The organism is Streptomyces sp. CLV115, assembly GCF_038448545.1.
Lineage (GTDB): Bacteria > Actinomycetota > Actinomycetes > Streptomycetales > Streptomycetaceae > Streptomyces > Streptomyces sanglieri.
This window is the reverse complement of the sequence record NZ_JBCEWQ010000065.1, coordinates 16,472-38,368: the sequence shown is the minus strand read 5'-3', so window position 1 is coordinate 38,368 and position 21,897 is coordinate 16,472. Positions and strand designations below refer to the sequence as shown.

Annotated in this window: 19 protein-coding genes; 8 read left to right on the top strand and 11 right to left on the bottom strand. The window is 72.1% G+C overall.

The features are described 5' to 3' along the window. The first annotated feature begins 148 nt into the window (after positions 1 to 148). From AADR41_RS22495 to AADR41_RS22475, 5 genes are read left to right on the top strand one after another with little or no spacing between them, the layout of a single operon-like run. Complete coding sequence (locus AADR41_RS22495; RefSeq protein WP_342283187.1) at positions 149 to 1,687, top strand: sugar ABC transporter ATP-binding protein; 1,539 nt, start codon at positions 149 to 151, stop codon at positions 1,685 to 1,687. Beyond that, on the top strand, positions 1,684 to 2,739 hold the full coding sequence (locus AADR41_RS22490; RefSeq protein WP_342283186.1) for an ABC transporter permease: 1,056 nt from the start codon (positions 1,684 to 1,686) through the stop codon (positions 2,737 to 2,739). Before AADR41_RS22495 ends, AADR41_RS22490 begins: the two co-directional genes overlap by 4 nt. Beyond that, complete coding sequence (locus AADR41_RS22485) at positions 2,723 to 3,772, top strand: ABC transporter permease (RefSeq protein ID WP_342283185.1); 1,050 nt, start codon at positions 2,723 to 2,725, stop codon at positions 3,770 to 3,772. Before AADR41_RS22490 ends, AADR41_RS22485 begins: the two co-directional genes overlap by 17 nt. 38 nt (positions 3,773 to 3,810) lie before the next feature. After that, the gene (gene rhaS, locus AADR41_RS22480; protein ID WP_342283184.1) at positions 3,811 to 4,896 is read left to right on the top strand and encodes a rhamnose ABC transporter substrate-binding protein; all 1,086 of its coding nucleotides are present in this window, start codon (positions 3,811 to 3,813) and stop codon (positions 4,894 to 4,896) included. A 23-nt stretch (positions 4,897 to 4,919) separates the two neighbouring features. Further along, positions 4,920 to 5,102: an L-rhamnose mutarotase gene (locus tag AADR41_RS22475; protein ID WP_446751093.1), complete on the top strand. Its 183-nt coding sequence runs from the start codon at positions 4,920 to 4,922 to the stop codon at positions 5,100 to 5,102. Positions 5,103 to 5,120: 18 nt separating this feature from the next. Here AADR41_RS22475 and AADR41_RS22470 read toward each other — a convergent pair whose 3' ends face one another. From AADR41_RS22470 to AADR41_RS22450, 5 genes are all read right to left on the bottom strand, one after another. Further along, positions 5,121 to 5,588, bottom strand: coding sequence for an anthrone oxygenase family protein (locus tag AADR41_RS22470; protein WP_342283183.1), 468 nt, complete (start codon positions 5,586 to 5,588; stop codon positions 5,121 to 5,123). A gap of 127 nt (positions 5,589 to 5,715) precedes the next feature. After that, positions 5,716 to 7,323 (bottom strand): vWA domain-containing protein, encoded by a 1,608-nt coding sequence (locus AADR41_RS22465; RefSeq protein WP_342283182.1) that lies wholly within the window; start codon positions 7,321 to 7,323, stop codon positions 5,716 to 5,718. 132 nt (positions 7,324 to 7,455) lie between these two features. Next, a complete protein-coding gene (locus tag AADR41_RS22460; protein WP_342283181.1) occupies positions 7,456 to 8,334 on the bottom strand; it encodes an ABC transporter permease in 879 nt (292 codons plus the stop codon). Continuing rightward, positions 8,331 to 10,991 (bottom strand): alpha/beta fold hydrolase, encoded by a 2,661-nt coding sequence (locus tag AADR41_RS22455; protein WP_342283180.1) that lies wholly within the window; start codon positions 10,989 to 10,991, stop codon positions 8,331 to 8,333. The genes AADR41_RS22460 and AADR41_RS22455 overlap by 4 nt, the downstream gene beginning before the upstream one ends. A gap of 149 nt (positions 10,992 to 11,140) precedes the next feature. Further along, positions 11,141 to 11,863: a DUF981 family protein gene (locus AADR41_RS22450; protein WP_342283179.1), complete on the bottom strand. Its 723-nt coding sequence runs from the start codon at positions 11,861 to 11,863 to the stop codon at positions 11,141 to 11,143. Positions 11,864 to 12,124: 261 nt separating this feature from the next. On the opposite strand from AADR41_RS22450, the gene AADR41_RS22445 reads away from it, so the two are divergent. Continuing rightward, on the top strand, positions 12,125 to 13,276 hold the full coding sequence (locus tag AADR41_RS22445) for a DUF3103 family protein (protein WP_342283178.1): 1,152 nt from the start codon (positions 12,125 to 12,127) through the stop codon (positions 13,274 to 13,276). A 94-nt stretch (positions 13,277 to 13,370) separates the two neighbouring features. On the opposite strand, the gene AADR41_RS22440 is transcribed toward AADR41_RS22445, so the two are convergent. Beyond that, positions 13,371 to 13,976 carry a DUF4291 domain-containing protein gene (locus AADR41_RS22440; protein WP_342283177.1) on the bottom strand — a complete coding sequence of 202 codons (606 nt, stop codon included), beginning with the start codon at positions 13,974 to 13,976 and terminating at the stop codon, positions 13,371 to 13,373. Between the two features lie 229 nt (positions 13,977 to 14,205). Between AADR41_RS22440 and AADR41_RS22435 the strand changes: the two genes are divergently transcribed. Together AADR41_RS22435 and AADR41_RS22430 are read left to right on the top strand one after the other, a co-directional pair. Beyond that, positions 14,206 to 14,934: a VC0807 family protein gene (locus AADR41_RS22435; RefSeq protein WP_342283176.1), complete on the top strand. Its 729-nt coding sequence runs from the start codon at positions 14,206 to 14,208 to the stop codon at positions 14,932 to 14,934. Positions 14,935 to 15,124: 190 nt separating this feature from the next. Then, on the top strand, positions 15,125 to 15,547 hold the full coding sequence (locus AADR41_RS22430) for a hypothetical protein (RefSeq protein ID WP_342283175.1): 423 nt from the start codon (positions 15,125 to 15,127) through the stop codon (positions 15,545 to 15,547). A gap of 66 nt (positions 15,548 to 15,613) precedes the next feature. Here the strand turns inward: AADR41_RS22430 and mmsA are convergent, their stop codons facing one another. The 5 genes from mmsA to iolC form a co-directional block, all read right to left on the bottom strand. Then, a complete protein-coding gene (mmsA, locus tag AADR41_RS22425; protein WP_342283174.1) occupies positions 15,614 to 17,113 on the bottom strand; it encodes a CoA-acylating methylmalonate-semialdehyde dehydrogenase in 1,500 nt (499 codons plus the stop codon). 12 nt (positions 17,114 to 17,125) lie between these two features. Beyond that, positions 17,126 to 19,009, bottom strand: a complete 1,884-nt coding sequence (iolD, locus tag AADR41_RS22420) for a 3D-(3,5/4)-trihydroxycyclohexane-1,2-dione acylhydrolase (decyclizing) (RefSeq protein ID WP_342283173.1) — start codon at positions 19,007 to 19,009, stop codon at positions 17,126 to 17,128. 72 nt (positions 19,010 to 19,081) lie between these two features. After that, on the bottom strand, positions 19,082 to 19,963 hold the full coding sequence (gene iolB, locus AADR41_RS22415) for a 5-deoxy-glucuronate isomerase (RefSeq protein ID WP_342283172.1): 882 nt from the start codon (positions 19,961 to 19,963) through the stop codon (positions 19,082 to 19,084). Next, positions 19,960 to 20,895 carry a Cgl0159 family (beta/alpha)8-fold protein gene (locus tag AADR41_RS22410; RefSeq protein ID WP_342283171.1) on the bottom strand — a complete coding sequence of 312 codons (936 nt, stop codon included), beginning with the start codon at positions 20,893 to 20,895 and terminating at the stop codon, positions 19,960 to 19,962. Before AADR41_RS22410 ends, iolB begins: the two co-directional genes overlap by 4 nt. Beyond that, complete coding sequence (gene iolC, locus AADR41_RS22405) at positions 20,892 to 21,875, bottom strand: 5-dehydro-2-deoxygluconokinase (RefSeq protein WP_342283170.1); 984 nt, start codon at positions 21,873 to 21,875, stop codon at positions 20,892 to 20,894. The genes AADR41_RS22410 and iolC overlap by 4 nt, the downstream gene beginning before the upstream one ends. Between the last annotated feature and the right edge of the window lie 22 nt (positions 21,876 to 21,897).

The window sequence follows — 21,897 nt, the reverse complement described above, 5'->3', positions numbered from 1 at the left end:
CTGGACGACAGGTCCCAAACGGCCGTGTTCACCGGCCCATTGACTGTGCCCGCACTCCCCGTCTAGCTTCCCAGCTACCTCATTGAATCCTTTCACGGTGTGTGGGGCACCGCGTCCCACCGGTGCGTGCCTCCGCTGAGGAGCCCTCATGAACCAGCCCGCCAAGGGCCCGGCCCCGGCACCCGCCGGCCCGGTCCTGGCGCTGAAGGACGTGAGCAAGTCCTTCGGCGCCGTACGCGCCCTGCACGAGGTGTCGCTGTCCCTGTGCCCCGGCGAGATCCACGCGCTCGCCGGGGAGAACGGCGCGGGAAAGTCCACCCTCATCAAGACGCTCGCCGGGGTGCACCGCCCGGACGGCGGGCAGGTGCTGCTCGACGGCCGGCCGGTCGCCTTCCACGGGCCCGCCGCCGCCCGCGACGCCGGGATCGCCGTCATCTACCAGGAACCGACCCTCTTCCCCGATCTGTCCATCGCCGAGAACATCTTCATGGGCCGTCAGCCCCGGCGCGGCCTCGGCCGGATCGACCGCCGCGCCCTGCGCGGGGCCACCGCGGAGCTGATGCGCCGGCTCGGCGTGGACCTGGCGCCCGAGCGACCGGCCCGCGGCCTCTCCATCGCGGACCAGCAGATCGTCGAGATCGCCAAGGCACTCTCCTTCGACGCCCGGGTCCTGATCATGGACGAGCCGACGGCCGCGCTCACCGGCGCCGAGACGGCCCGGCTCTTCTCCGTGGTGCGGACGCTGCGCGACGAGGGAGCGGCCGTGCTGTTCATCTCGCACCGGCTCGACGAGATCTTCGAGCTGTGCGAACGGGTCACGACGCTGCGCGACGGCCGGCTGATCTCCTGCGAACCGCTGGCCGGGCTGACCGAGGACGATCTGGTGCGCCGGATGGTCGGCCGCGAGTTGGCCGGGCTCTATCCGAAGCAGCGGGCCACCGTCGGCGAAGTCGCGCTGTCCGTCGGCCGGTTGACCCGCGAGGGCGTGTTCCGCGATGTGTCGTTCGAGGTCCGGCGCGGGGAGATCGTCGCGCTCGCCGGGCTCGTCGGCGCGGGCCGGACCGAGGTCGCCCAGGCGGTCTTCGGCGTCGACCGCGCGGACGCCGGGGAGGTACGGGTCGACGGCACCGCGCTGCGTCCCGGGTCGCCGACCGCAGCGATGGCCGCCGGGCTCGCGCTCGTACCGGAGGACCGCCGTCAGCGCGGGCTCGTCATGGCGATGTCCATCGAGCGCAACATCGGCCTCACCGGCCTCGGCGCCGTCCGCCGGCGCGGACTGGTCCGCCGGGCCCTGGAGCACGACCGGGCCGCCGACTGGGCGGTGCGCCTCCGGCTCAAGTACGACCGGCTCGCGGACTCCGTCGGCGTGCTGTCCGGCGGCAACCAGCAGAAGGTCGTGCTCGCCAAGTGGCTGGCGACCGAGCCGGCCGTGCTCATCGTCGACGAGCCGACCCGCGGCATCGATGTCGGCACCAAGGCCGAGGTCCACCGGCTGCTCTCCGCGGCGGCGGCGGACGGGCTCGCGGTGCTGATGATCTCCTCCGATCTGCCCGAGGTGATCGGGATGGCCGACCGGGTGCTGGTGATGCGCGAGGGCCGGCTCGTCGCCGAACTCCCGCGCCGCGCCGCCACCGAGGAATCGGTCATGGCCGCGGCGACCGGCCTGGGCGGGAGGACGGCTCCATGACCACCACCGTCGAAGGTCCGCCGGACATCGGTGCCGGGGCCCCGCCCCGCAGCGCCGCCGCGCTGGTGGACGCCGTGTTCCGGGCCCGGGAGATCTCCATCGCCGGGGCGCTCCTCCTGCTGGTCCTCGTCACCTCCGTCGCCAACCCGCGGTTCCTGTCCGGCCAGGGCATCAAGGACCTGCTACTCAACGCGTCGATCCTGGTGCTGCTCGCGGTCGGTCAGTCGGCCGTCGTCATCACCCGCAACATCGATCTGTCGGTCGGGTCGGTCGTCGGTCTCTCCGCCTTCGCCTGCGGCAGGTTCGTCGCCGGGACGGATCACGGGGTGCTCACCGTGCTGCTGCTCGGCGTCGCCGTCGGGGTGGTCTGCGGGCTCGTCTCCGGCGCCCTGGTGAGCTTCGGCGGGGTCCCGGCGCTCGTCGTGACGCTGGGCATGCTCTACATCATCCAGGGCGTCGACTACTGGTGGGCGCAGGGCGACCAGATCAGCGCCGCCGAGGTGCCGGACCGGGTTCTCGGGCTCGGCAGCGGCGGCGTTCTCGGAGTGCCGTACCTGCCGCTGATCGCCCTGCTGCTGCTCGCCGCGACCGCGTACTTCCTGCGCTGCCACCGCTCGGGCCGGGAGCTGTACGCGATCGGTTCGAGCCCGGAGGCCGCCCTGCTCGCCGGAGTCCCGATCCGCCGCCGGATCCTGGCCGCGTACGTCTTCTCCGGGGCCGTCGCCGGTTTCGCCGGGGCCCTGTGGCTGGCCCGGTTCGGCACGGTCGTCGCGGACAACGCGCACGGCTGGGAACTGACCGTGGTCAGCGCCGTGGTCGTCGGGGGTGTCGCCATCACCGGTGGTACGGGGACGGTCTGGGGCGCGGCGCTGGGCGCGCTGCTGCTCACCACCATCGGCAGCGTCCTGGTCGTGCTGAAGGTCGACTCCTTCTGGCAGGGCGCCATCACCGGTGCGCTGCTGCTGCTCGCCATCGGTGTCGACCGGATCGTGAACCTGCGGATGACCGCCGCACTGAGGAAGAGGAGCGCCCGGCATGGGAACGGCGGCTGAGACGCGGGAGGCGGCGGACATCGCGCGGTCCGGGAAGGGCCGGGCCGGCCGGGTACGGAGCCTGGCGCTGCGCTGGGACACCGCGGTCGGGGTGCTCCTGGTGGCGGTGGTCGTCGTGGGCCTCGGTTCCACGGACGGCTTCGGCTCCGGCGAGAACCTCGCCTTCGCGTTCAACGACATCGTCGAGGTCGCCCTGATCGCGCTGCCGATGACGCTGCTCGTCGTCGCCGGTCAGGTCGATCTGTCGGTCGCCTCGATGCTGGGCCTGGGCGGTGCGCTGACCGGTGCGCTGTGGAACGCCGGCTGGGCCTTCGAGACGATCGTGCCGGTGGTGCTGCTGGCCGGTGTGGCGGGCGGGCTGCTCAACGGCTGGCTGGTCACCCGGGTGGGACTGCCGTCGCTGGCCGTCACCATCGGCACCCTGGCCCTGTACCGGGGTCTGGCCTCGGTGGCGCTGGGCAGCGACGCGGTGACCGACTTCCCGGCCACGTACGCGCGGTGGACCGTCGACACGACCACGGTGCCCGGCACCTTCCTCACCTACCCGGTCCTGATCTTCGCGGTCCTCGCGGTGATCACCGCGGTCGTGCTGCACGCCACCGGGTTCGGCCGTTCGCTGTTCGCCATCGGTGCCCAGGAGGAGGCCGCGTACTTCGCGGGCATCCGGGTCAAGCGGATCAAGCTGCTGCTGTTCGTCGTGACGGGGCTGTTCGCCTCGTTCACCGGTGTTCTGTTCACGCTGCGGTACGGCAGTGCCCGCGCCGACAACGGTCTCGGCTTCGAGATGCTCGTGATCGCCTCCGTGCTGCTCGGCGGGATCGACTTCGACGGCGGGAAGGGCACCCTCTTCGGCGCGGTCGCCGGGGTGCTGCTGATCGGAGTGCTGAAGAACCTCCTGACTCTCAACGACATCGCCAACGAGGTGCAGGTGATCGTGACCGGCCTGCTGCTCGTGGCGTCCGTACTCACTCCCCGGGTGATCGCCGCCGTCGTCGAACGACGGCACCGGCGTGCCGCCGGCACCCCGTCCTGAGCCCTCCCCCGTACCTCGTCGAAAGGCAGATCGCCGCCATGATGCTCCGCTCCACCGCCGGGCGCCGCGCCGTCGCGACCGCCGCGGCCGCCGTGTCCCTCGCCCTCGCCCTGGCCGCCTGTTCCGGCACCACGAAGGACAGCGTGGGCAAGGACTCCGCGAAGTCCGGGGCCACGGCGAAGGCCGATCCGGACGCGCCGCTGAAGAAGGGCCTGAAGCTGGCCTTCCTGCCCAAGCAGATCAACAACCCGTACGAGAAGATCGTGGACGACGCGGGCATCGCGGCGGCCCTGGAGTACGGCGGCACGGGCAAGGAGGTCGGCCCCTCCGACGCCGGTGCCTCCTCGCAGGTCAGCTACATCAACACGCTGATCCAGCAGCGCCAGGACGCGATCCTGGTCGCGGCCAACGACCCCAACGCGGTGTGCGGACCGCTGAAGCAGGCCATGAAGAAGGGCATCAAGGTCGTCGCGTACGACTCCGACACCGCGAAGGACTGCCGTCAGCTCTTCATCAACCAGGCGAGCTCCGAGCAGATCGGCCGCAGTCTGGTGCAGCACCTCGGTGAGCAGATCGGCTACCGGGGGAAGGTCGCGATCCTCTCGGCCACCCAGAACGCCACCAACCAGAACACCTGGATCGGCTTCATGCAGGACGAGTTGAAGCTGCCGAGGTACAAGGACATGAAGCTGGTGAAGGTGGCGTACGGGGACGACGCCGACCAGAAGTCGTTCCAGCAGACGCAGGGCCTGATGCAGGCGTATCCGGACCTGAAGGGCATCATCTCGCCCACCACCGTCGGAATCGCCGCCGCCGCCCGCTATCTGAGCGACTCCTCGTACAAGGGCAGGGTCGTGCTGAACGGTCTGGGCACGCCGAAGCAGATGCGCAAGTACGTCAAGGACGGCACGGTCGAGCAGTTCTCGCTGTGGAACCCGCAGGAGCTGGGCCACCTCGGTTCGTACGCCGCCGCCGCGCTGGCGTCCGGGCAGATCACCGGTGCGCAGGGGGAGAAGTTCAAGGCGGGCAGGCTCGGCGAGTACACGGTCGGCAAGGACGGTGAGGTCGTCCTCGGAGAGCCGACCGTCTTCGACCGCAAGAACATCGACAAGTTCGACTTCTGACCGGACACCGGGAGCCCCGCACCATGCAGCGCGTCTGTTTTCCGCCGACCGTACGCAGGGACCGGATCGACGAGTACCGCGAGCGCCGCGCCGCGGTCCGGCCGGACATGCTCGCCGCGCTCCGTGCGGCCGGCCGGCACAACCACTCGCTCCTCCCGCGGGAGGACGGCGATGTCCCGCTCACCGAGGTCTTCCACCTCGCGTGAGCGGGGCCGCCGCCCGGCTCAGAGATCGGCCCCGACCGCTGCCAGCAGGGCGAACGCGGCGAGGGAGAGCGCCGTCCGGACCAGGTGGAGCCTGTTCCAGGGGGCCTCGAACGCCGCGCGGGCCGCGCCGTCGTCGCCGCCCTCGGACTCCGCGAGCGCCTTGTTCAGCGGAATGTTGCCGCCGATCGTGATCAGGTGCCCGGCGACCGCGCAGCCCAGCGCCACGACGGCGAGCACCCGGTCCGTGCCGCCGTCGCCGCCGAACACGACGACCGCCGGGAGGGCGATCACCCCGAGGAAGAGAAGCAGGAAGGCCGGGCCGGGCACCTTCTCGTTGAAGCGGCGCATGGCGTCGGTGAACCGCTCGTCGGTCAGTGCCGCGATGCCGGGCATGATCGCGATCCGGAACGTCAGCATGAATCCGGCGTAGAGGCCCGTCGTGATCACGGCGAGCGCCAGGAACAGGGAGGACAGGGAGGACGACATGCCGAACATCATGGCGTCGTCGGGCGCCCCGCACAGCCGGCTTGCGCAGGTCGGTGCGGACCGCGCCGGCTCTCCCCGGACCCACGTGGAGGCCGGTGCGGACCGCGCCGGCTCTCCCCGTCCCCGTTCAGTCCAGTTCGCCCTCCCGTGCTCCCCCGGAACCGCCGTCGCCCGAGCCGCCCCTGAGCCGGTCGGCCTGCCCGATCGCGGTCGCCAGCTTCCGTACGGATTCGTCCTCGGTGGCGTCCGCCAGTCCGCCCGCCCGCGAGGCGAGTTCACCGAGGCCGGGCGCGCCGGGCAGCTGTTCGCCGCGCAGCGACTCGGCGAACCAGGCCGCGATCGCGGTCACCTGGAGGCGCTTGCTGTCGCCGCCCCACAGCGGTCCGTCGATCGCACCCGTCGCCACCGTGCCCTTCTCCTCGTGCGGTGCCCGGGTCTTCGGGTCCAGCCAGCGCACGGTGGCCGTCGCCACGTGCCCCGAGGCGCCCGCCCTGAGCCGTACGGCGTAGAGCGCGGTCACCGTGTGGCCGGGGCCGACCTCGCCGCCGTCGACGCGGTCGTCGCGGAAGTCCTCGTCGGCGACCTTGCGGTCCTCGTACCCGATGAGTTTGAACTGCTTGACGGTCTTCGGGTCGAAGGCGACCTGGGCCTTGGCGTCGCGCGCGGTCAGTTCGAGGTGGGCGGGCAGCTGGTCGACGAAGACCTTGCGGGCCTGCTCCTCGTCGGCGATGTAGGTGGTGTGGCCGTCGCCCTTGTTGGTGAGCTGCTCCATGAACGCGTCGCCGTAGTCGCTGCCGACGCCGACCCCGAAGAGGGTGATGCCGTGGTCCCGGCGGGCGGAGCCGATGCGTTCCAGGACGGCCGCGGCGTCGGTCTCGCCGGTGTTGGCGAGGGCGTCGGAGAGCAGCACGACCCGGTTGTTGGCGCCCTCGACGTGGCCGTCGACCGCCTCGTCGTACCCGCGGCGGATGCCGGCCTCCACGTTGGTGGAGTCGGTGGGTTCCATGGAGTCGACCCGGTCGCGGATCCGGCCCCGGTGGTCGCGCAGCCGGGTCATCGGCAGCAGGGTCTTCGCCTCGTCGCTGAAGGTGACCAGGGAGACGGAGTCGTCGTCGCGGAGCTCGTCGGTGAGGATGTCCAGGGACTTCTTCACCAGGTCGAGGCGGCCCGCCTCGGCCATCGAGCCGGAGATGTCGACGACGAAGGTGAGTGCGGCGGGCGGGCGTTCGTCACGGTCGGGGGCGGCCCGGGTGGCCAGCCCGACCCGTACCAGCGACCAGTCCTTGCCCTTGTCCCCGGCGCGGGCCCCGTCGACGTTCACGCTGAAACCGTTGCCGTCCGGGCGCCGGTAGCCCTGGCGGAAGCTGTTGACGAACTCCTCGGGCCGCACGGTCGACGGCTCCGGCAGCCCGCCGTCGGCGAGGGTGCGGCGGGCGTAGCCGTACGAGGCGGTGTCGACGTCCAGGGCGAAGGTCGACAGGTAGTCGGGGGGTGCGGACTCCCGCAGCCCGTCCTGCTTCTTCGCGCCGTCGCTCTCGGCGGCGCCGGCCGAGGCGGCGGGCCCGGGGCCCGGACGCGAGCCGGCCCGGCTGTCGGTGGCGGCCCTGGTGTCGCTCGACGTTCCCGAGCACCCGGTGAGCAGCACCCCGCCCGCCACCAGCGCCCCGAGTGCGGCCCGCGCTCCCCGCCGTGTCCGTACCTGCCGCCCTGTGTGTTTGTCCGTCCGGCGTTCCATCGCCTGCCCCCAACGTCGTCGTGCCAGCACTTGTGAATGTGACGTGCGAGGCGGCGCCGGGGAGCAGACGAAGACGTTGCGGATCTGTCTCGATGCGGCAACAGAGGCCGGGAATCCGGCGGAACGTCAAGGTCAGGACACGATGTCCTTACGACTGAACCCCCGGAAGGCAAGCGCGAACAGAATCAGGGCACAGGTCACCGAGACCGCCGCCCCCTTGGCCATGCCGCCCCATTCCAGGTCCGGCTGGAGCGCGTCCGCCCAGGCGAACTGCCAGTGCGCGGGCAGGAATTCGCGCCAGGACCCGAGCGCGGTGACGGCGTCCAGCACATTGCCGACGATGGTCAGTCCGACCGCGCCGCCGACCGCGCCGAGCGGTGCGTCGGTCTTCGTGGACAGCCAGAACGCCAGTCCGGCGGTGACCAGTTGGGACACGAAGACGAACGCGACGACGAGCGCGAGCCGGGGCACGGTCGCCGAGGCGGCGAGTGCGCCCCCGGTGGGCAGTTCGAGCGGCCCCCAGCCGTACGCGGCGGCTCCCGCGGCCAGCGCGACGAGCGGCAGCAGCACCATCGCGGCCAGGCTGAAGCCGAGCGCCACGACGAGCTTGCTCCACAGCAGCCTGGCCCGTGGCACGGGTGCGGCCAGCAGGTAGCGCAGCGACGACCAGCCGGCCTCCGAGGCGACGGTGTCGCCGCAGAACAGCGCGACCGGGATGACCAGCAGGAAGCCGGCGGAGACGAACAGGCAGGTCGCGGCGAAGTTCGCGGCGGACGCGGTCGCGGTGTCCATCAGGGTGATCCGGTCGCTGCCGCCGCCCCGCGAGTCCGGGGTGCCGCCGATCGCGAACGCGACGATCAGGACGAACGGCAGCGCGGCCAGCACCCCGCCCATGATCAGGGTGCGGCGCCTGCGCAGCTGGCGCATCGCCTCGACGCGCAGCGGCAGGGTGTGCCGGGCCCGGTAGCCGGGGGCCGCGGCGCCCCCGGTGAGATCGACTGCGGCAGTCATGCGGAGCCTCCGGAGATCAGGGTGAGGAACGCGTCCTCCAGGCGGCGGTGCGGTCCGACACCGGTCAACGGCACGTCCAGCCTGACCAGTTCGGTGATCAGCCCGGACGCGGTGGCGCCGTCGAGCCGGACCAGCAGTCCGAGTCCGTCGTCGGTGCGGACCGCCGAGCCGATCCCCGCGAGCGCGGCGATCTTCTCCACCAGGGGCTCGGGGACCTCCCGCGCGCTGGTGACGAGCAGCATGTCGCCGGAGCCGGTGATCTCGGCGACCGGGCCCGCCTGGACGAGTCGGCCGCGGTCCATGACCACGAGGTGGGTGCAGGACTGTTCGACCTCGGAGAGCAGGTGGCTGGAGACGATGACGGTCCGGCCGCCGGCCGCGTAGCGGATCATCACGTCACGCATCTCGCGGATCTGGGGCGGGTCGAGGCCGTTGGTCGGTTCGTCGAGGATCAGCAGGTCCGGCATGCCGAGCATGGCCTGGGCGATGGCGAGCCGCTGCCGCATGCCCTGGGAGTACGTGCGGACGGCGCGGGCCAGGGCGTCGCCGAGCCCGGCGATCTCCAGGGCCTCCTCCAGGTGCGCGTCCTCGGCGGGGCGCCCGGTGGCCTGCCAGTACAGCTCCAGGTTGGCGCGCCCGGACAGGTGCGGCAGGAAGCCGGCGCCCTCGACGAACGAGCCGACCCGGGACAGTACGGGCGCCCCTGGCCGGATGGCCTGGCCGAAGACCCGGATCTCGCCGTCGTCGGGGGTGATGAGCCCCATCAGCATCCGCAGGGTCGTGGTCTTGCCCGCGCCGTTGGGGCCGAGCAGTCCGAGCACCTGGCCCTTCTCGACCCGGAAGGACAGCTCCCGCACGGCGTACCTGTCGGCGGATCCGGAGTACTTCTTCGACAGGCCGGTGATCCGCAGCGGTACGTCGGCCAGGGCCGGATCGGGTGCGGGCGTCGCGGTGCGGCGGCGGGCGGTGAGCAGCAGCAGGGCGGCGATCACGGCGGCGGCGGCCGGGAGTCCCCAGGTCCACCAGGGCAGCCCGGCCGCGGCGGTCTTCAGGGCGGGTGCCGTGGGCAGGCTCAGCGGTCCCGCGGGGGTGACGGTGTACGTCGTCGGCTCGGCCGGTGAGGCGTAGCCGAGGTCGGTGGCGGCCAGGACGAGCCGGAGCCGGTGTCCGGCGTCGAACCGGTGGTCGATGGCGGGGAGGGTCAGCCGGACCGGCTTGCCCTGCTGGTCCGGGGTGATCCGGAAGGGGGCGACGAGCTGGGCGGGCAGCACCTGCTGCTTGCCGTCCGGCGACACGTCGTACACCTTGCCGAACAGCACCGCGTCGCCGTGCCCGGCCCTGACGTCGACCTGGACGGCCGGCGAGCCGGTGACGCTCAGCGGCTCGTCCAGCGGGGCGGAGTCGAAGCCGGCGTACTGGCCGGGGAAGTCGATGGAGAGGCCGACGCCGAGGGAGGACAGCCGGGCGAGGCCGCCGCCGACTCCGGGTACGGCGGAGATGGCGGGCGGGTTGGCCCCGGCGGGGTTGCGGAACGTCTTGGTGCGCCCGCCCAGGCCGACGCTCCGTGCGCCGCTGTTCAGCCCCGGGTAGGTGGCGCTGGTCGCCCCCCGGGTGAGGGCGGCCCCGTCGGTGGAGTCGATGCCTCCGGTGCGGGTGACGCGGAAGCCGGGACCGGTGCCGGTGCCCTCGTCGTCCTTCAGGTAGCGGTCGAACCAGTCGCCGATCCGCCGCTGGACCCGGTCGGTCTCCGGGTCGCCGCCGTCGTGTCCGCCGGCGATCCAGTCGACGGCGACCGGTGCGCCGTTGCCGCTGATGGCCTCGGCCATGGCGTCGGCCTGGCCGAGCGGGAAGAGGGAGTCGGACTGGCCCTGCACGATGAGCGCGGGCACCTTGATCCGGTCGGCGACGGCGCTCGGCGAACGTTCGGTGAGCAGGGCGCGCGCCGCGGCGTCGGGCTTGCCGCTGACGGCGACGCGTTCGTACATCTCGCAGAGCCGCTTCTCGAACTTCTGGCAGCCGCCGCCGGTGGTGACGAAGATCCCGGCCCAGAGCTTCTTGAAGACCCCGTCGGGGAACAGCGCGTCGGCGAGGTTCCAGTAGGTGATCTGCGGGGCGATGGCGTCGACCCGCTTGTCGTACCCGGCGGCGAGGAGGGACACGGCTCCGCCGTAGGAGGCGCCGGTGACCCCGACGCGGGGGTCGCCCTTGGCGTCGAGTTCCACCTCGGGCCGGTCCGCGAGCCAGTCGATCAGCCGGGACACGTCCGCGACCTCGCGGTCGGGGGCGTTGAGTGAGATGTCCCCGCCCGATTTCCCGAACCCGCGGGCGGACCAGGTGAGCACGGCGTACCCGGAGCGGGCCAACTGCTCGGCCTGCGCCCGCACGTCGTCCTTGCTGCCGCCGAAGCCGTGCCCGATCAGCACGGCGGGCCGGCGCCCGGTACCGCCGGCGGTGAAGTACGAGGTGTCGACGGACACTCCGTCGGCCTTCATCATCCGGTCCTGGCGGTGCACGGCGGGCCCGCTGTCGTCGGCCGCGGCGTTCCAGGTGCCGGCTCCGGCCACCACGGCGAGGGCCGCGAGGCCCGCGGCCCACCGGCCACGTCTGCGGCGCGCCGGCCACCGCCACCTGGACCTGCTCGCTTCGGGAGTCTCCATGGTGCGACTTTAGGCGGGCTGCCGCGGCGGGCGGCCAGCCACCAGGGGGAGGTCTCCGGCCTCCTTGCGGCGTACGCGATCGGCGCCCGTACTCCATGTGCGGTATGCCGGGCCGTCGGTGTGCGGAGGGCGGCCGGACGCCTGGTGGCTCACATGGTGTTGACGATGAGGCCGATGTGGGTGAAGTAGTTGAGCCCGCCGAAGAGCAGGAACGCCAGACCGGCCAGTGCCCAGACGACGCCGGTGACCGGGGCCAGCCGGCTCGACGGCCGCCGCAGCACGAACGGGAACAGCAGCGCGCCGATGCCCACCAGGACGTACAGCCCGGACATGAAGCTCGCCTCCAGGATCGGCCACCGCGCGAACTCCCCGGAGATGGGTTCCTCGGGCGGTGCGGCGAAGAGGGTGTACTTCCAGCCCGCGGCGGCGATTCCGAAGCAGGCGAGCCCCATCCCGAACACGAAGACGGAGATGGGCATGGCGACGCGGGCCGACTGGACGATGCGGTCCGCACTGTTGAGTTCGGCCCCGCGTTTCCAGAGGTAGAAGGACGCGGCGAAGAGGAAGACTCCGAAGGCGAGCGCCGGTTCACCGAAGATGACGTTGTCGAACGGGAAGCCCTGCCCGGCGAGCGGCCAGGTCAGGGTCATGTGCAGGCCCGTGGTGACCAGGGTGAAGCCGAGGGCTCCGAACGCGAGGACCCAGCCTTCGGGGTTGATGGTGCGTCCGGGCGTGAGGAGCTGACGGCCCAGCACCACCACGAGCAGCAGCCCCGCGCCGGCGGCCACCGACATGATCGTGTTGTACGTCGGCATCCTGGCCCAGTCGATCTTCAGGCCGGATGCCGCCAGGGGGATGACATGGTGAATCATTCCGGGAGCGTATCGATGAATATGCACCTCATGCGGCATTTGTTCCCTCACTGGGGTCGCAGGTGCGCGTGAGCACCTCCCCCTCGGGGCCCGGCCGTCACGCATCGGTGACGGCCGGCCGCAATCCATGCGGTCTTGTCATGAACACCCGGTCGCGCTCTACTCGCATAGACCGATGCGACCGCTCCCTCCCGCTCACCGGATGCCGGTGGTCGCGTCGGCACCCCCGCAGTACTCCGACTCCCGGCAGGAGAGACCCTCTTGAGTACTTCCACACCGCTGCGCACGGCACTGATCGGTGTCGCCCTGGCCGCGACCGCCCTGGTCCCGCTCCAGGGCACCGCGCTGGCAGCACCGTCCGGAACGGAAACGGCGGCCGCCACCACCGCCTCCTCCTCGGTCTCCGGAATCGAGGACGCCACCGCGCTCACGCTCGCCCGGTCCCTGGCCGATCCGGACTGGAACAGAGAGGTCCGCAGAGCCACCCTGGCCGCGGATTCGGTCGGCCTCGGCGCACTGGCCGGCGACGCCACCGCCCCGGCCGGCCGGAAGCTCGCCGCCCGGATCACCGCGGCCGACCGGGGCGTCGCCGCAGCCAAGGGCCTGGGCAGCGGCGCGGGTCCGCTGCTGCGGCTCGGCCTGGCGGACGCGTCGATGAAGGACCGGCTCGCCTCGGGCACGGCCCCTCTGGTGGCGGCCGCTCCGTCCGACGACGACGGCGCCTCGACGTTCACCGCGTACGACAGCCGGGGCGCGGCCCATGAACTGCCCCTGGACAGCCCCACCGACCGGCCGGTCTACCTCGTCGACATCGACGGCGCCAAGGCCGTCGCCGAGGGGCTGGAGGTCATCGACAAGACCCTGGCGGCCAAGGGCCTCCGCCCGACCGCGCCGTCCGCCGGAGCCGGCCTGTCCGCCGCGTCGGGCATCGACACCACCCGGATCGACTCGGTACGGCTCAGCGACGTCGAAGAGCCGTTCTTCAAGGGCGACGCCGAGATCTTCACCCTCGTCACGGGCTTCGGCAAGGACGGCAAACCACGCGTCGACACTGTCGAGATGCCCTATCTGAACAAGGAGGACACGACCTACTACCCGGGCCAGGTCCTGGTGAACTGGTCCTCCTACAAGTACGACATGGCCGACGCGGTCATGATGGAGGACGACGGGGACACCAACTACCAGGCGCTGGCCAAGGCCATCGCCGCGGTCCTGCTCACCATCACCGACCAGGGCGCGTACATCCCGCTGGTCGACGCGCTGCTCGACGCCGTCCCCACCAGCTGGTGGACCGACGACCCGGACTACGTCGAGTCCTGGTACACCCTCGCCAGGAGCAGCAGCGGTCAGCGCAACGGTGCCGCGGGCAACGGCTGGATGACCGTCTCGCCGTACCACGTTCCGGAGCTCTGATCGCCCGGGACATCACACACACCATCACGCACCATCACGCGCCGGAGCATGCGCAAAGCGCGGTGCCGCGCATGCTCCGGGGCCGGGGCCGGGGTCAGGCCGCCGCCCGTGCCGGGCGCGGGACGCCGCCGAGCGGGTACGGGGTCTCCTCGGGCAGGAGCGCCGCCGCGTCGTCGAGCCGCCCGGCACGCACCCGTTCGTGGACCTGCCGGGCGAGCGGGGTGGCGTCGCGGACGGACACCGTCCACTCGTCCGCGTACCGCCGTGACGCCTCGCCGCTGAGCCCGAGCTGGAGGGAGCGGTACGGCAGCCGGTTCAGATGCAGGTCGCGCTCGGGGTCCCACTGGACGCGGGCCGGGGCGCGGCGCAGGTCCCGCTGCCAGGTGGCGCGGTCGGGGTGGACTCCCCTGACGTAGTGGGAGAGTTCGGCGTTCTCCAGGGCCCAGTCGAAGCCCTCGCGGGTGATCTCGACGGCCAGCACGGTCTCCTGACCCTCCTTCAGCGCCCAGCCGCAGCGGTACATCATCCACAGGAAGCTCGGCTTGATCCATGTCATGCGATCGCGCTTCCAGGCTTCGGGGAAGCGCCCGTCACGGGCGGCGGGCACGCCGATCAACGGGGCGTACGCCTGGTAGACGGTGACGGTGGTGTCCGTGTGCTGGGCGCGGATCTCGTACTGCGGCCTGGTCGGAGCGGTCATGGCCCCATCAGAACACCGGCCCGGCGGGCGCGGCGAACGGTTTACGGCCGTACCGGAGTCCGGGGCTCCGCAGGCTGGGTGGCCGGACCTGTCATTCACGGGGGCTGACATTCGTCATACGGAGTCCGGTACACGCGGCTCTGCCGGGCACCGGGCCCCGGCGGCCAGTCTGTACGTATCGAGGGCGGGGCCGGAAAGGCACCGCCGATACGCGGGAGAGGACCCCCTCATGACCAGCCCGGCCGCCACCGTCACCGCCCCGGTCGCAGATGTTCCGGCCGCCACCGCCCCGCACCCGCCGCGCAATGCCCTGCTGAACAGCCTGATGCCGCTGCTGGTCGATGTGGGGGTGCCGCTCGCCTTGTACTACGCGCTGAAGGCGGCGGGCCTGGGCACCTTCGCGGCGCTGGCCTGGAGCAGTGTGCTGCCGGCCGTGCGCACCGTGTGGGGCGTGGCACGCAGGCGTCGGCTCAACGGGCTGGCGGCGCTGATCGTGACGGTCAATGCGGTGAGCCTGCTGACCAGTCTGGCGGTCGGGGACCCGCGGCTGATGCTCGCCAAGGACAGCGGGGTGAGCAGCATCATCGGGCTGGTGATCCTGGTGACCGCGCTGAAGGGGCAGCCGATGATGACCGCGGGGGTGCGGCCCTGGCTGGTGAAGGGGGATGCGGCCAAGGACCGCGCCTGGCAGCGGCTCGCGGCGGGATCGGCGGCGTTCCGGCGGGCGGAGATCCGGTTCTCGGCGGTGTGGGGTGCGGCGCTGCTGGGCGAGTGCGTGCTGCGGGCCGTGGGCGCGTACACGCTGCCGGTGGAGACGATGGTGTGGCTCGGCACGGTGGTGATGGTGGTGACGCTGGTGTTCGCGTTCCTGCTCTCGGGCCGGGTGGGCGCGGTCCCGATGGAGCGGATGATCGCCGAGGAGGCCGGTGCCGGGAAGGCGGCGGACGCCGCGCTCTGACCGGCCGGACCCGGCGAAGGGGCCGGTGGGGCAGCCGTTCGCGGCTCCCCCACCGGCCCCTTCCGGGTCTCCTCGGGGCTCCGGCGATTACCTGGGAGGTAATTGAGCGGCCCCCCGCCCGCTCCTACCGTTCCCGTACGGGCCGGCCGGCGGCTGCTCGCCGCCCGCGCGACAACGGAAGGAAGACCCCATGACGTCGTCCCACGACGCGGGTACGGTCACGGCTGCGGACGCCGCCCGTTCCGACGGCCTGCTCCGGTTCGCCCTGCTGGCGGACGTGGTCCTCACCGGCGCCAACGGCATCGGTTATCTGGCGCTCGCCACGGTCCTGGACTCGTTCCTCGGCGTGGACCGCTCGGTGCTCTACCCGGTGGGGGTGTTCCTCACGGGGTACGCCCTGTGGCTGCTGACCGTCGCCCGCCGGGAGGTCATCGGCCGTGGCGCGGTCGCCGTCGTCATCACCCTGAACACGGCGTGGGCGCTCGCCGGTGTGCTGGCCGTCGCCGTGGACGCGCCGACCGCCACCGGCGTCGGCAACGGCTGGATCGTCTTCCAGGGTGTGGTGGTGGGGGCGATGGGGGCGTTGCAGTACGCGGGGCTGCGGCGGCTGTGAGCCGTACGGCGACGGCCCGTACGGACGCGGGGGCATCCGTACGGGCCGTCGGGGCCGGGCCGTTGATCAGTGGTTGCGGGGGAAGCCCAGGTCGACACCGGCCGGGGCGTCGGCCGGGTCCGGCCAGCGGGTGGTGACGACCTTGCCGCGGGTGTAGAAGTGCACGCCGTCGTTGCCGTAGATGTGGTGGTCGCCGAAGAGCGAGTCCTTCCAGCCACCGAAGGAGTGGTAGCCCACCGGCACCGGGATCGGCACGTTGACGCCGACCATGCCGGCCTCGATCTCCAGCTGGAAGCGGCGGGCGGCGCCGCCGTCGCGGGTGAAGATCGCGGTGCCGTTGCCGAACGGCGAGGCGTTCATGAGGGCGACGCCCTCCTCGTACGTCTCGGTGCGCAGCACGCACAGGACCGGGCCGAAGATCTCGTCCTTGTACGCGTCCGAGTCGGTGGACACGTGGTCGAGGAGGGAGAGGCCGATCCAGTGGCCGTCCTCGAAGCCCTCGACGGTGAAGCCGGTGCCGTCCAGGACGACGTCGGCGCCCTGGGCGGCGGCGCCCGTGACGTAGGAGGCGACCTTGTCGCGGTGGGCGGCGGTGATCAGCGGGCCCATCTCGGACGCCGGGTCGTTGCCGGGGCCGATCTTGATCTTCTCGGCGCGCTCCTTGATCTTCGCGACGAGCTCGTCGGCGATGGAGCCGACGGCCACGACCGCGGAGATGGCCATGCAGCGCTCGCCGGCGGAGCCGTACGCGGCGGAGACCGCGGCGTCGGCCGCGGCGTCGAGGTCCGCGTCGGGCAGCACCAGCATGTGGTTCTTCGCGCCGCCGAGCGCCTGGACGCGCTTGCCGTTGGCGGTGGCCGCGTTGTGGATGTAGCGGGCGATCGGGGTGGAGCCCACGAAGGAGACCGCGGCGACGTCCGGGTGGTTCAGCAGCCCGTCGACGGCGACCTTGTCACCGTGCAGGACGTTCAGCACACCGTCCGGCAGACCGGCCTCGGCGGCCAGTTCGGCCAGCAGGTTGGCGGCCGAGGGGTCCTTCTCGCTGGGCTTGAGGACGAAGGTGTTGCCGCAGGCGATGGCGAGCGGGAACATCCACATCGGCACCATGGCCGGGAAGTTGAACGGGGTGATGCCGGCGACGACGCCGAGCGACTGGCGGATCGAGGAGACGTCGACCCGGCTGGAGACCTGGGTGGACAGCTCGCCCTTGAGCTGGGTGGTGATGCCGCAGGCCAGCTCGACGATCTCCAGGCCGCGGGCGACCTCGCCCAGCGCGTCCGAGTGCACCTTGCCGTGCTCGGCGGTGATCAGCGCGGCGATCTCGTCGCGGTGGGCGTCGAGCAGCGCCCGGTAGCGGAACAGCACCGCGGTGCGGGCGGCCAGCGAGGACGTGCCCCAGGTGGCGTAGGCGTCCTTGGCGGCGGCGACCGCGGCGTCGACCTCTTCGAGGGAGGCGAGCGCGACCTGGGTGGTGACGGCGCCGGTGGCCGGGTCGGTGACCGGGCCGTAGTTGCCCGACGCGCCCTCGACGGTCTTGCCACCGATCCAGTGGTTGACGGTCTTCATGACAAAACTCCTTCAGAGGTGGGGGCGTCGGTCGGCGACGTGACGTTCGTACACTTCCCTGGCTTTCACAGCCGGTGGCCGGGTGGCCGTTTCGGCTACGGGAACATCCCACCACGCCTGCGCCGGAGGGGGGCCCGACACAGTGTCTGCCGTTTCGGTCTCGACGTAGACACAAGTGGGACGGTCCGCACCGCGCGCCTCGGCAAGGGCTTCACGCAGGTCACGCACCGTCCTGGCGCGCAGTACCCGCATGCCGAGCGAGCCGGCGTTGGCGGCGAGATCGACGGGCAGCGGCGGGCCGGTGAACAGGCCGTCCGCCCCTCGGTGCCGGTAGGCGGTACCGAGGCGCTCGGCGCCGACCTGCTCGGACAGGCCGCCGATGGAGGCGTAGCCGTGGTTCTGGAGGACGACCAGCTTCACCGGGAGTTCCAGCTGGACGGCGGTGACGATCTCGGTGGGGTTCATCAGATACGTGCCGTCGCCGACCAGCGCCCAGACGGGACGGCCGGGGGCGGCGAGCTGGACCCCGATCGCGGCCGGGATCTCGTAGCCCATGCAGGAGTAGCCGTACTCCACGTGGTACTGGTGCGGGGAGCGGGCCCGCCAGAGCTTGTGCAGGTCGCCGGGGAGCGAACCGGCCGCGTTGATCAGGATGTCGTCGTCGGTGACCAGGTCGTCCAGGAGGCCGAGGACCTGGGCCTGGGTGGGCCGGGCGTGCGGGTCCGGGGCGGTGAACGCGGCGGTGACGCGTCGCTCCCACTTCTCCTTGGCGTCGGTGTACTCCGTCTCGTGGGCGGGGTCGACGCGGTGGTTGCGGGCGGCGAGCGCGGCGGTGAGGGCTTCGAGGGCGGTGCGGGCGTCGGCGACGAGCGGGAGGGCGCCGAGCTTGTGGGCGTCGAAGCCGGTGATGTTGATATTGAGGAAGCGGACCGCCGGGTCGGCGAAGAGTGTGCCTGAGGCGGTGGTGAAGTCGGAGTAGCGGGTGCCGATGCCGATGACGAGGTCGGCGGTGCGGGCCAGCTCGTCGGCGGTCGCGGTGCCGGTGTGGCCGATGCCGCCGACGTCGGCGGGGTGGTCGTGGCGCAGCGAGCCCTTGCCCGCCTGGGTGGTGGCGACGGGGATGCGGGTGGCGGCGGCGAACGCGGCGAGGGTCTCCTCGGCGGCGCTGTGGTGGACCCCGCCGCCCGCCACGATCAGCGGCCTGCGGGCGGTGCGCACCGCCCGTACCGCCCGGTCGAGTTCGTACGGATCGGGGGCGGGGCGGCGTACGTACCAGACGCGTTCGGCGAAGAACTCCGCCGGCCAGTCGTACGCCTCCACCTGCACGTCCTGGGGCAGCGCGAGCGTCACGGCGCCGGTCTCCGCCGGGTCGGTCAGGGTCCGCATCGCCTGGAGGGCCGCCGGGACCAGGGCCTCGGGGCGGGTGATCCGGTCGAAGTAGCGGGAGACGGGGCGCAGGCAGTCGTTGACGGAGATGTCACCCGCGAACGGGACTTCGAGCTGCTGGAGCACGGGGTCGGCGGGCCGGGTCGCGAAGGTGTCCCCGGGCAGCAGGAGGACCGGGAGGTGATTGACAGTGGCGAGGGCGGCGCCGGTGACGAGGTTGGTGGCGCCTGGGCCGATGGAGGTGGTGACGGCCTGCGCGGAGAGCCGGCCCGACTGGCGGGCGTAGCCGACGGCGGCGTGCACCATGGCCTGTTCGTTGCGGCCCTGGAGGTAGGGCATCGCCCGGCCGGACTCGACGAGCGCCTGGCCGATGCCGGCGACGTTGCCGTGGCCGAAGATGCCCCAGGTGGCGCCGATCAGGCGCTGCCGGCGGCCGTCGCGCTCGGTGTACTGGCGGGACAGGAAGGACATCAGGGCCTGGGCGGTGGTGAGGCGGCGGGTACTGCTCATGGGCGCGGCTCCGTCCCGTGGAGAAGGCGGCTGGTCATGGGCGCGGCTCCGTCCCGTGGAGAAGGCGGCTGGTCATGGGCGCGGCTCCGTCCCGTGGAAGGGGAGTCTGGGGTCCACCGGCTGCGCGGGCCAGGTGTCGCGGATCCAGCCGTGGTCCGGGTGGTCGCTGATCAGCCACTCCCGCTGCTCCCCCGGGCCCGCCATCACGTTGAGGTAGTAGAGGGTGCGGCCGGGCGGGGCGATGGACGGGCCGTGCCAGCCGTCGGGGATCAGGACCGCGTCACCGCTGCGGACCTCGGCGAGGACGTCCGTACCGCCGGGGCGGGAGGGCGAGACCCGGTGGTAGCCGAGGCCGTCGTGCTCCACCTCGAAGTAGTAGATCTCCTCCAGCACGGATTCGGCGCCGGGGCGGTGCTCGTCGTGCTTGTGGGGCGGGTAGGACGACCAGTTGCCGCCGGGGGTGAGGACCTCGACGGCGATCAGCCGGTCGCACTCGAAGGTGTCGGCGGCGGCGAAGTTGTTGACCTGGCGGGAGCAGTTCCCGGAGCCGCGCAGCTCGACGGGTACCTCCGGCGCGGGGCCGTAGCGAGCGGGGAGTCGTCGCTCGCACTTCGCTCCTGCCAGGGCGAAGCGGCCTCCTGCGCCGGAGGCGATCTGTGCATGGGCGTCGCGCGGTACGTACGCGAAGTCGGATACCCCGCTGAACACGCTTTCCCGGCCCAGCAGTTCAAAGATCTCACCTGAGGAGTGCACCGTACAGCCACCGGTCAACGGCAGAACGATCCACTCGCTCCCGCCGGTGACGAGCGTGTGGACTGCGCCGGGGGCGAGTTCCAGGACCCGCAGGCTCGACCGGTCCCAGCCGGCCCGCTCCGGGCCGATGTCCAGGGTGTACGAACCGTTCGCCGTGCTCCCGGCCTTCAGGTGGTACCGCGATCCGTCGTCCGTCGTCATGGTCGTTCTCCACCCGTTGTCCGGCCCGTTTCCGGCTCTCTCGGCTCCAGCAGTGAAACGGCCGTGTCGACGGCCGCGGTCACCTCTCCGTCGGCCGGGTAGAGCAGCGAACGCCCCACCACGAGCCCCTGGACGGTGGGCAGTCGCAGCGCCGTGCGCCATTTCTCGAACGCCCCGTCCAGGTCGTCGCCCACCTCCCCGCCCAGCAGCACCGCGGGCAGCGTCGACGCCTCCATCACCCGGGCCATGTCGTCGGGATTCTCGGTGACGGGGACCTTGAGCCAGGTGTACGCGGACGTCCCGGCCAGCCCGGACGCGATGGCGATCGAGGTGGTGACCGCCTCGGCGCCGAGGTCGTTGCGGACGTGGCCGTCGGTGCGGCGGCAGAGGAACGGCTCGACGAAGACCGGCAGCCGGTGCGCGGCCATGGCGTCGATGGCGCGGGCGGTGGCGTGCATGGTGTCGAGCGAGCCGGGGTCGTCGTAGTCGATCCGGAGCAGCAGTTTGCCCGCGTCGAAGCGGAGCCGGGCGAGGTCCTCGGGGCGGTGGCCGGTGAACCGGTCGTCGAGCTCGAAGGCCGCGCCCGCGAGTCCGCCGCGGTTCATCGAGCCGATGACGACCTTGTCCTCCAACGCGCCGAGGAGCAGCAGGTCGTCGAGGATGTCGGCGGTGGCGAGCACTCCGTCGACACCGGGGCGGGCGAGGGCGAGGCGGAGCCGTTCCAGCAGCTCGAAGCGGTTGGCCATGGCCAGTGCGCGGTCGCCGACGGAGAGCGAGCCGCGGGCCGGATGGTCGGCCGCGATGATCATCAGCCGTCCGCCGCCGCCGACCAGGGGGCGTCTGCGGCGTCGCGCGGCGGCTTCGGCGACGGCCTCGGGATGGCGCATGCGCAGCTGGACGAGCTCGGAGACGGAGGAGGCCGGGGGTGTCATGGGGTGGCTCCGGTGGGGCGGGAGGTGACGGCGCCTTCGGTCAGGGCCGCTTCGACCTCGTACGGGAACGGCATGGCCGACGAGCAGGCGAGCCGGGAGGCGACGATGGCCCCGGCGGCGTTGGCGTACCGCATGACGCGCGTGATCCCCCAGCCCGCGAGGAGCCCGTGGCAGAGCGCCCCGCCGAAGGCGTCACCGGCACCGAGGCCGTTGACCACCTCGACGGGCAGGGGCGGCACCTCGGCCACCGTGCCGTCGCGGTGGACGGCGAGCACGCCCCCGGGGCCCTGTTTGACGACGGCGAGTTCGACGCCCGCACCGATCAGGGCACGGGCGGCGGCGTGCGGTTCGCGCTCACCGGTCGCGATCTCGCATTCGTCGAGGTTACCGACGGCGACGGTGGCGAGGGCGAGGGCCTCGCGGTAGCGGGCTTCGGGGGCGTCCTCCCGGACGTTCCAGAACATCGGGCGCCAGTCGAGGTCGAAGACGGTGGTGCCGGAGCGGTCGCGGGCGCGCAGTGCGGCGAGGGTCGCGCTCCGGCTCGGTTCGGCGCACAGCCCGGTGCCGGTCATCCAGAAGACCCGGGCGGAGCGGACCGCCGCGAGGTCCAGCTCCGAGGCGTGGATCTCCAGATCGGGGGCCTTGGGCTGCCGGTAGAAGTAGAGGGGGAAGTCGTCGGGCGGGAAGATCTCGCAGAAGGTGACCGGTGTCGGATACGCGTCCACGGGCGTCACCCACCGGTCGTCCACCCCGAACTCCCGCAGCTGGTGGTGGAGATACTCCCCGAAGGCGTCCCGGCCGGTGCGCGTCACCACCGCCGTCCGCCGGCCGAGCCTGGCCGCCGCGACGGCGACGTTGGACGGTGAGCCGCCGAGGAACTTCCCGAAGCTCTCGACCCGGGCCAGGGGCAGACCGGTCTGCAGCGGGTAGAGATCCACACCGATGCGGCCCATGGTGATGACGTCGTACCGCTCAGGCATGACCATCCCTTCGACCGCCGTC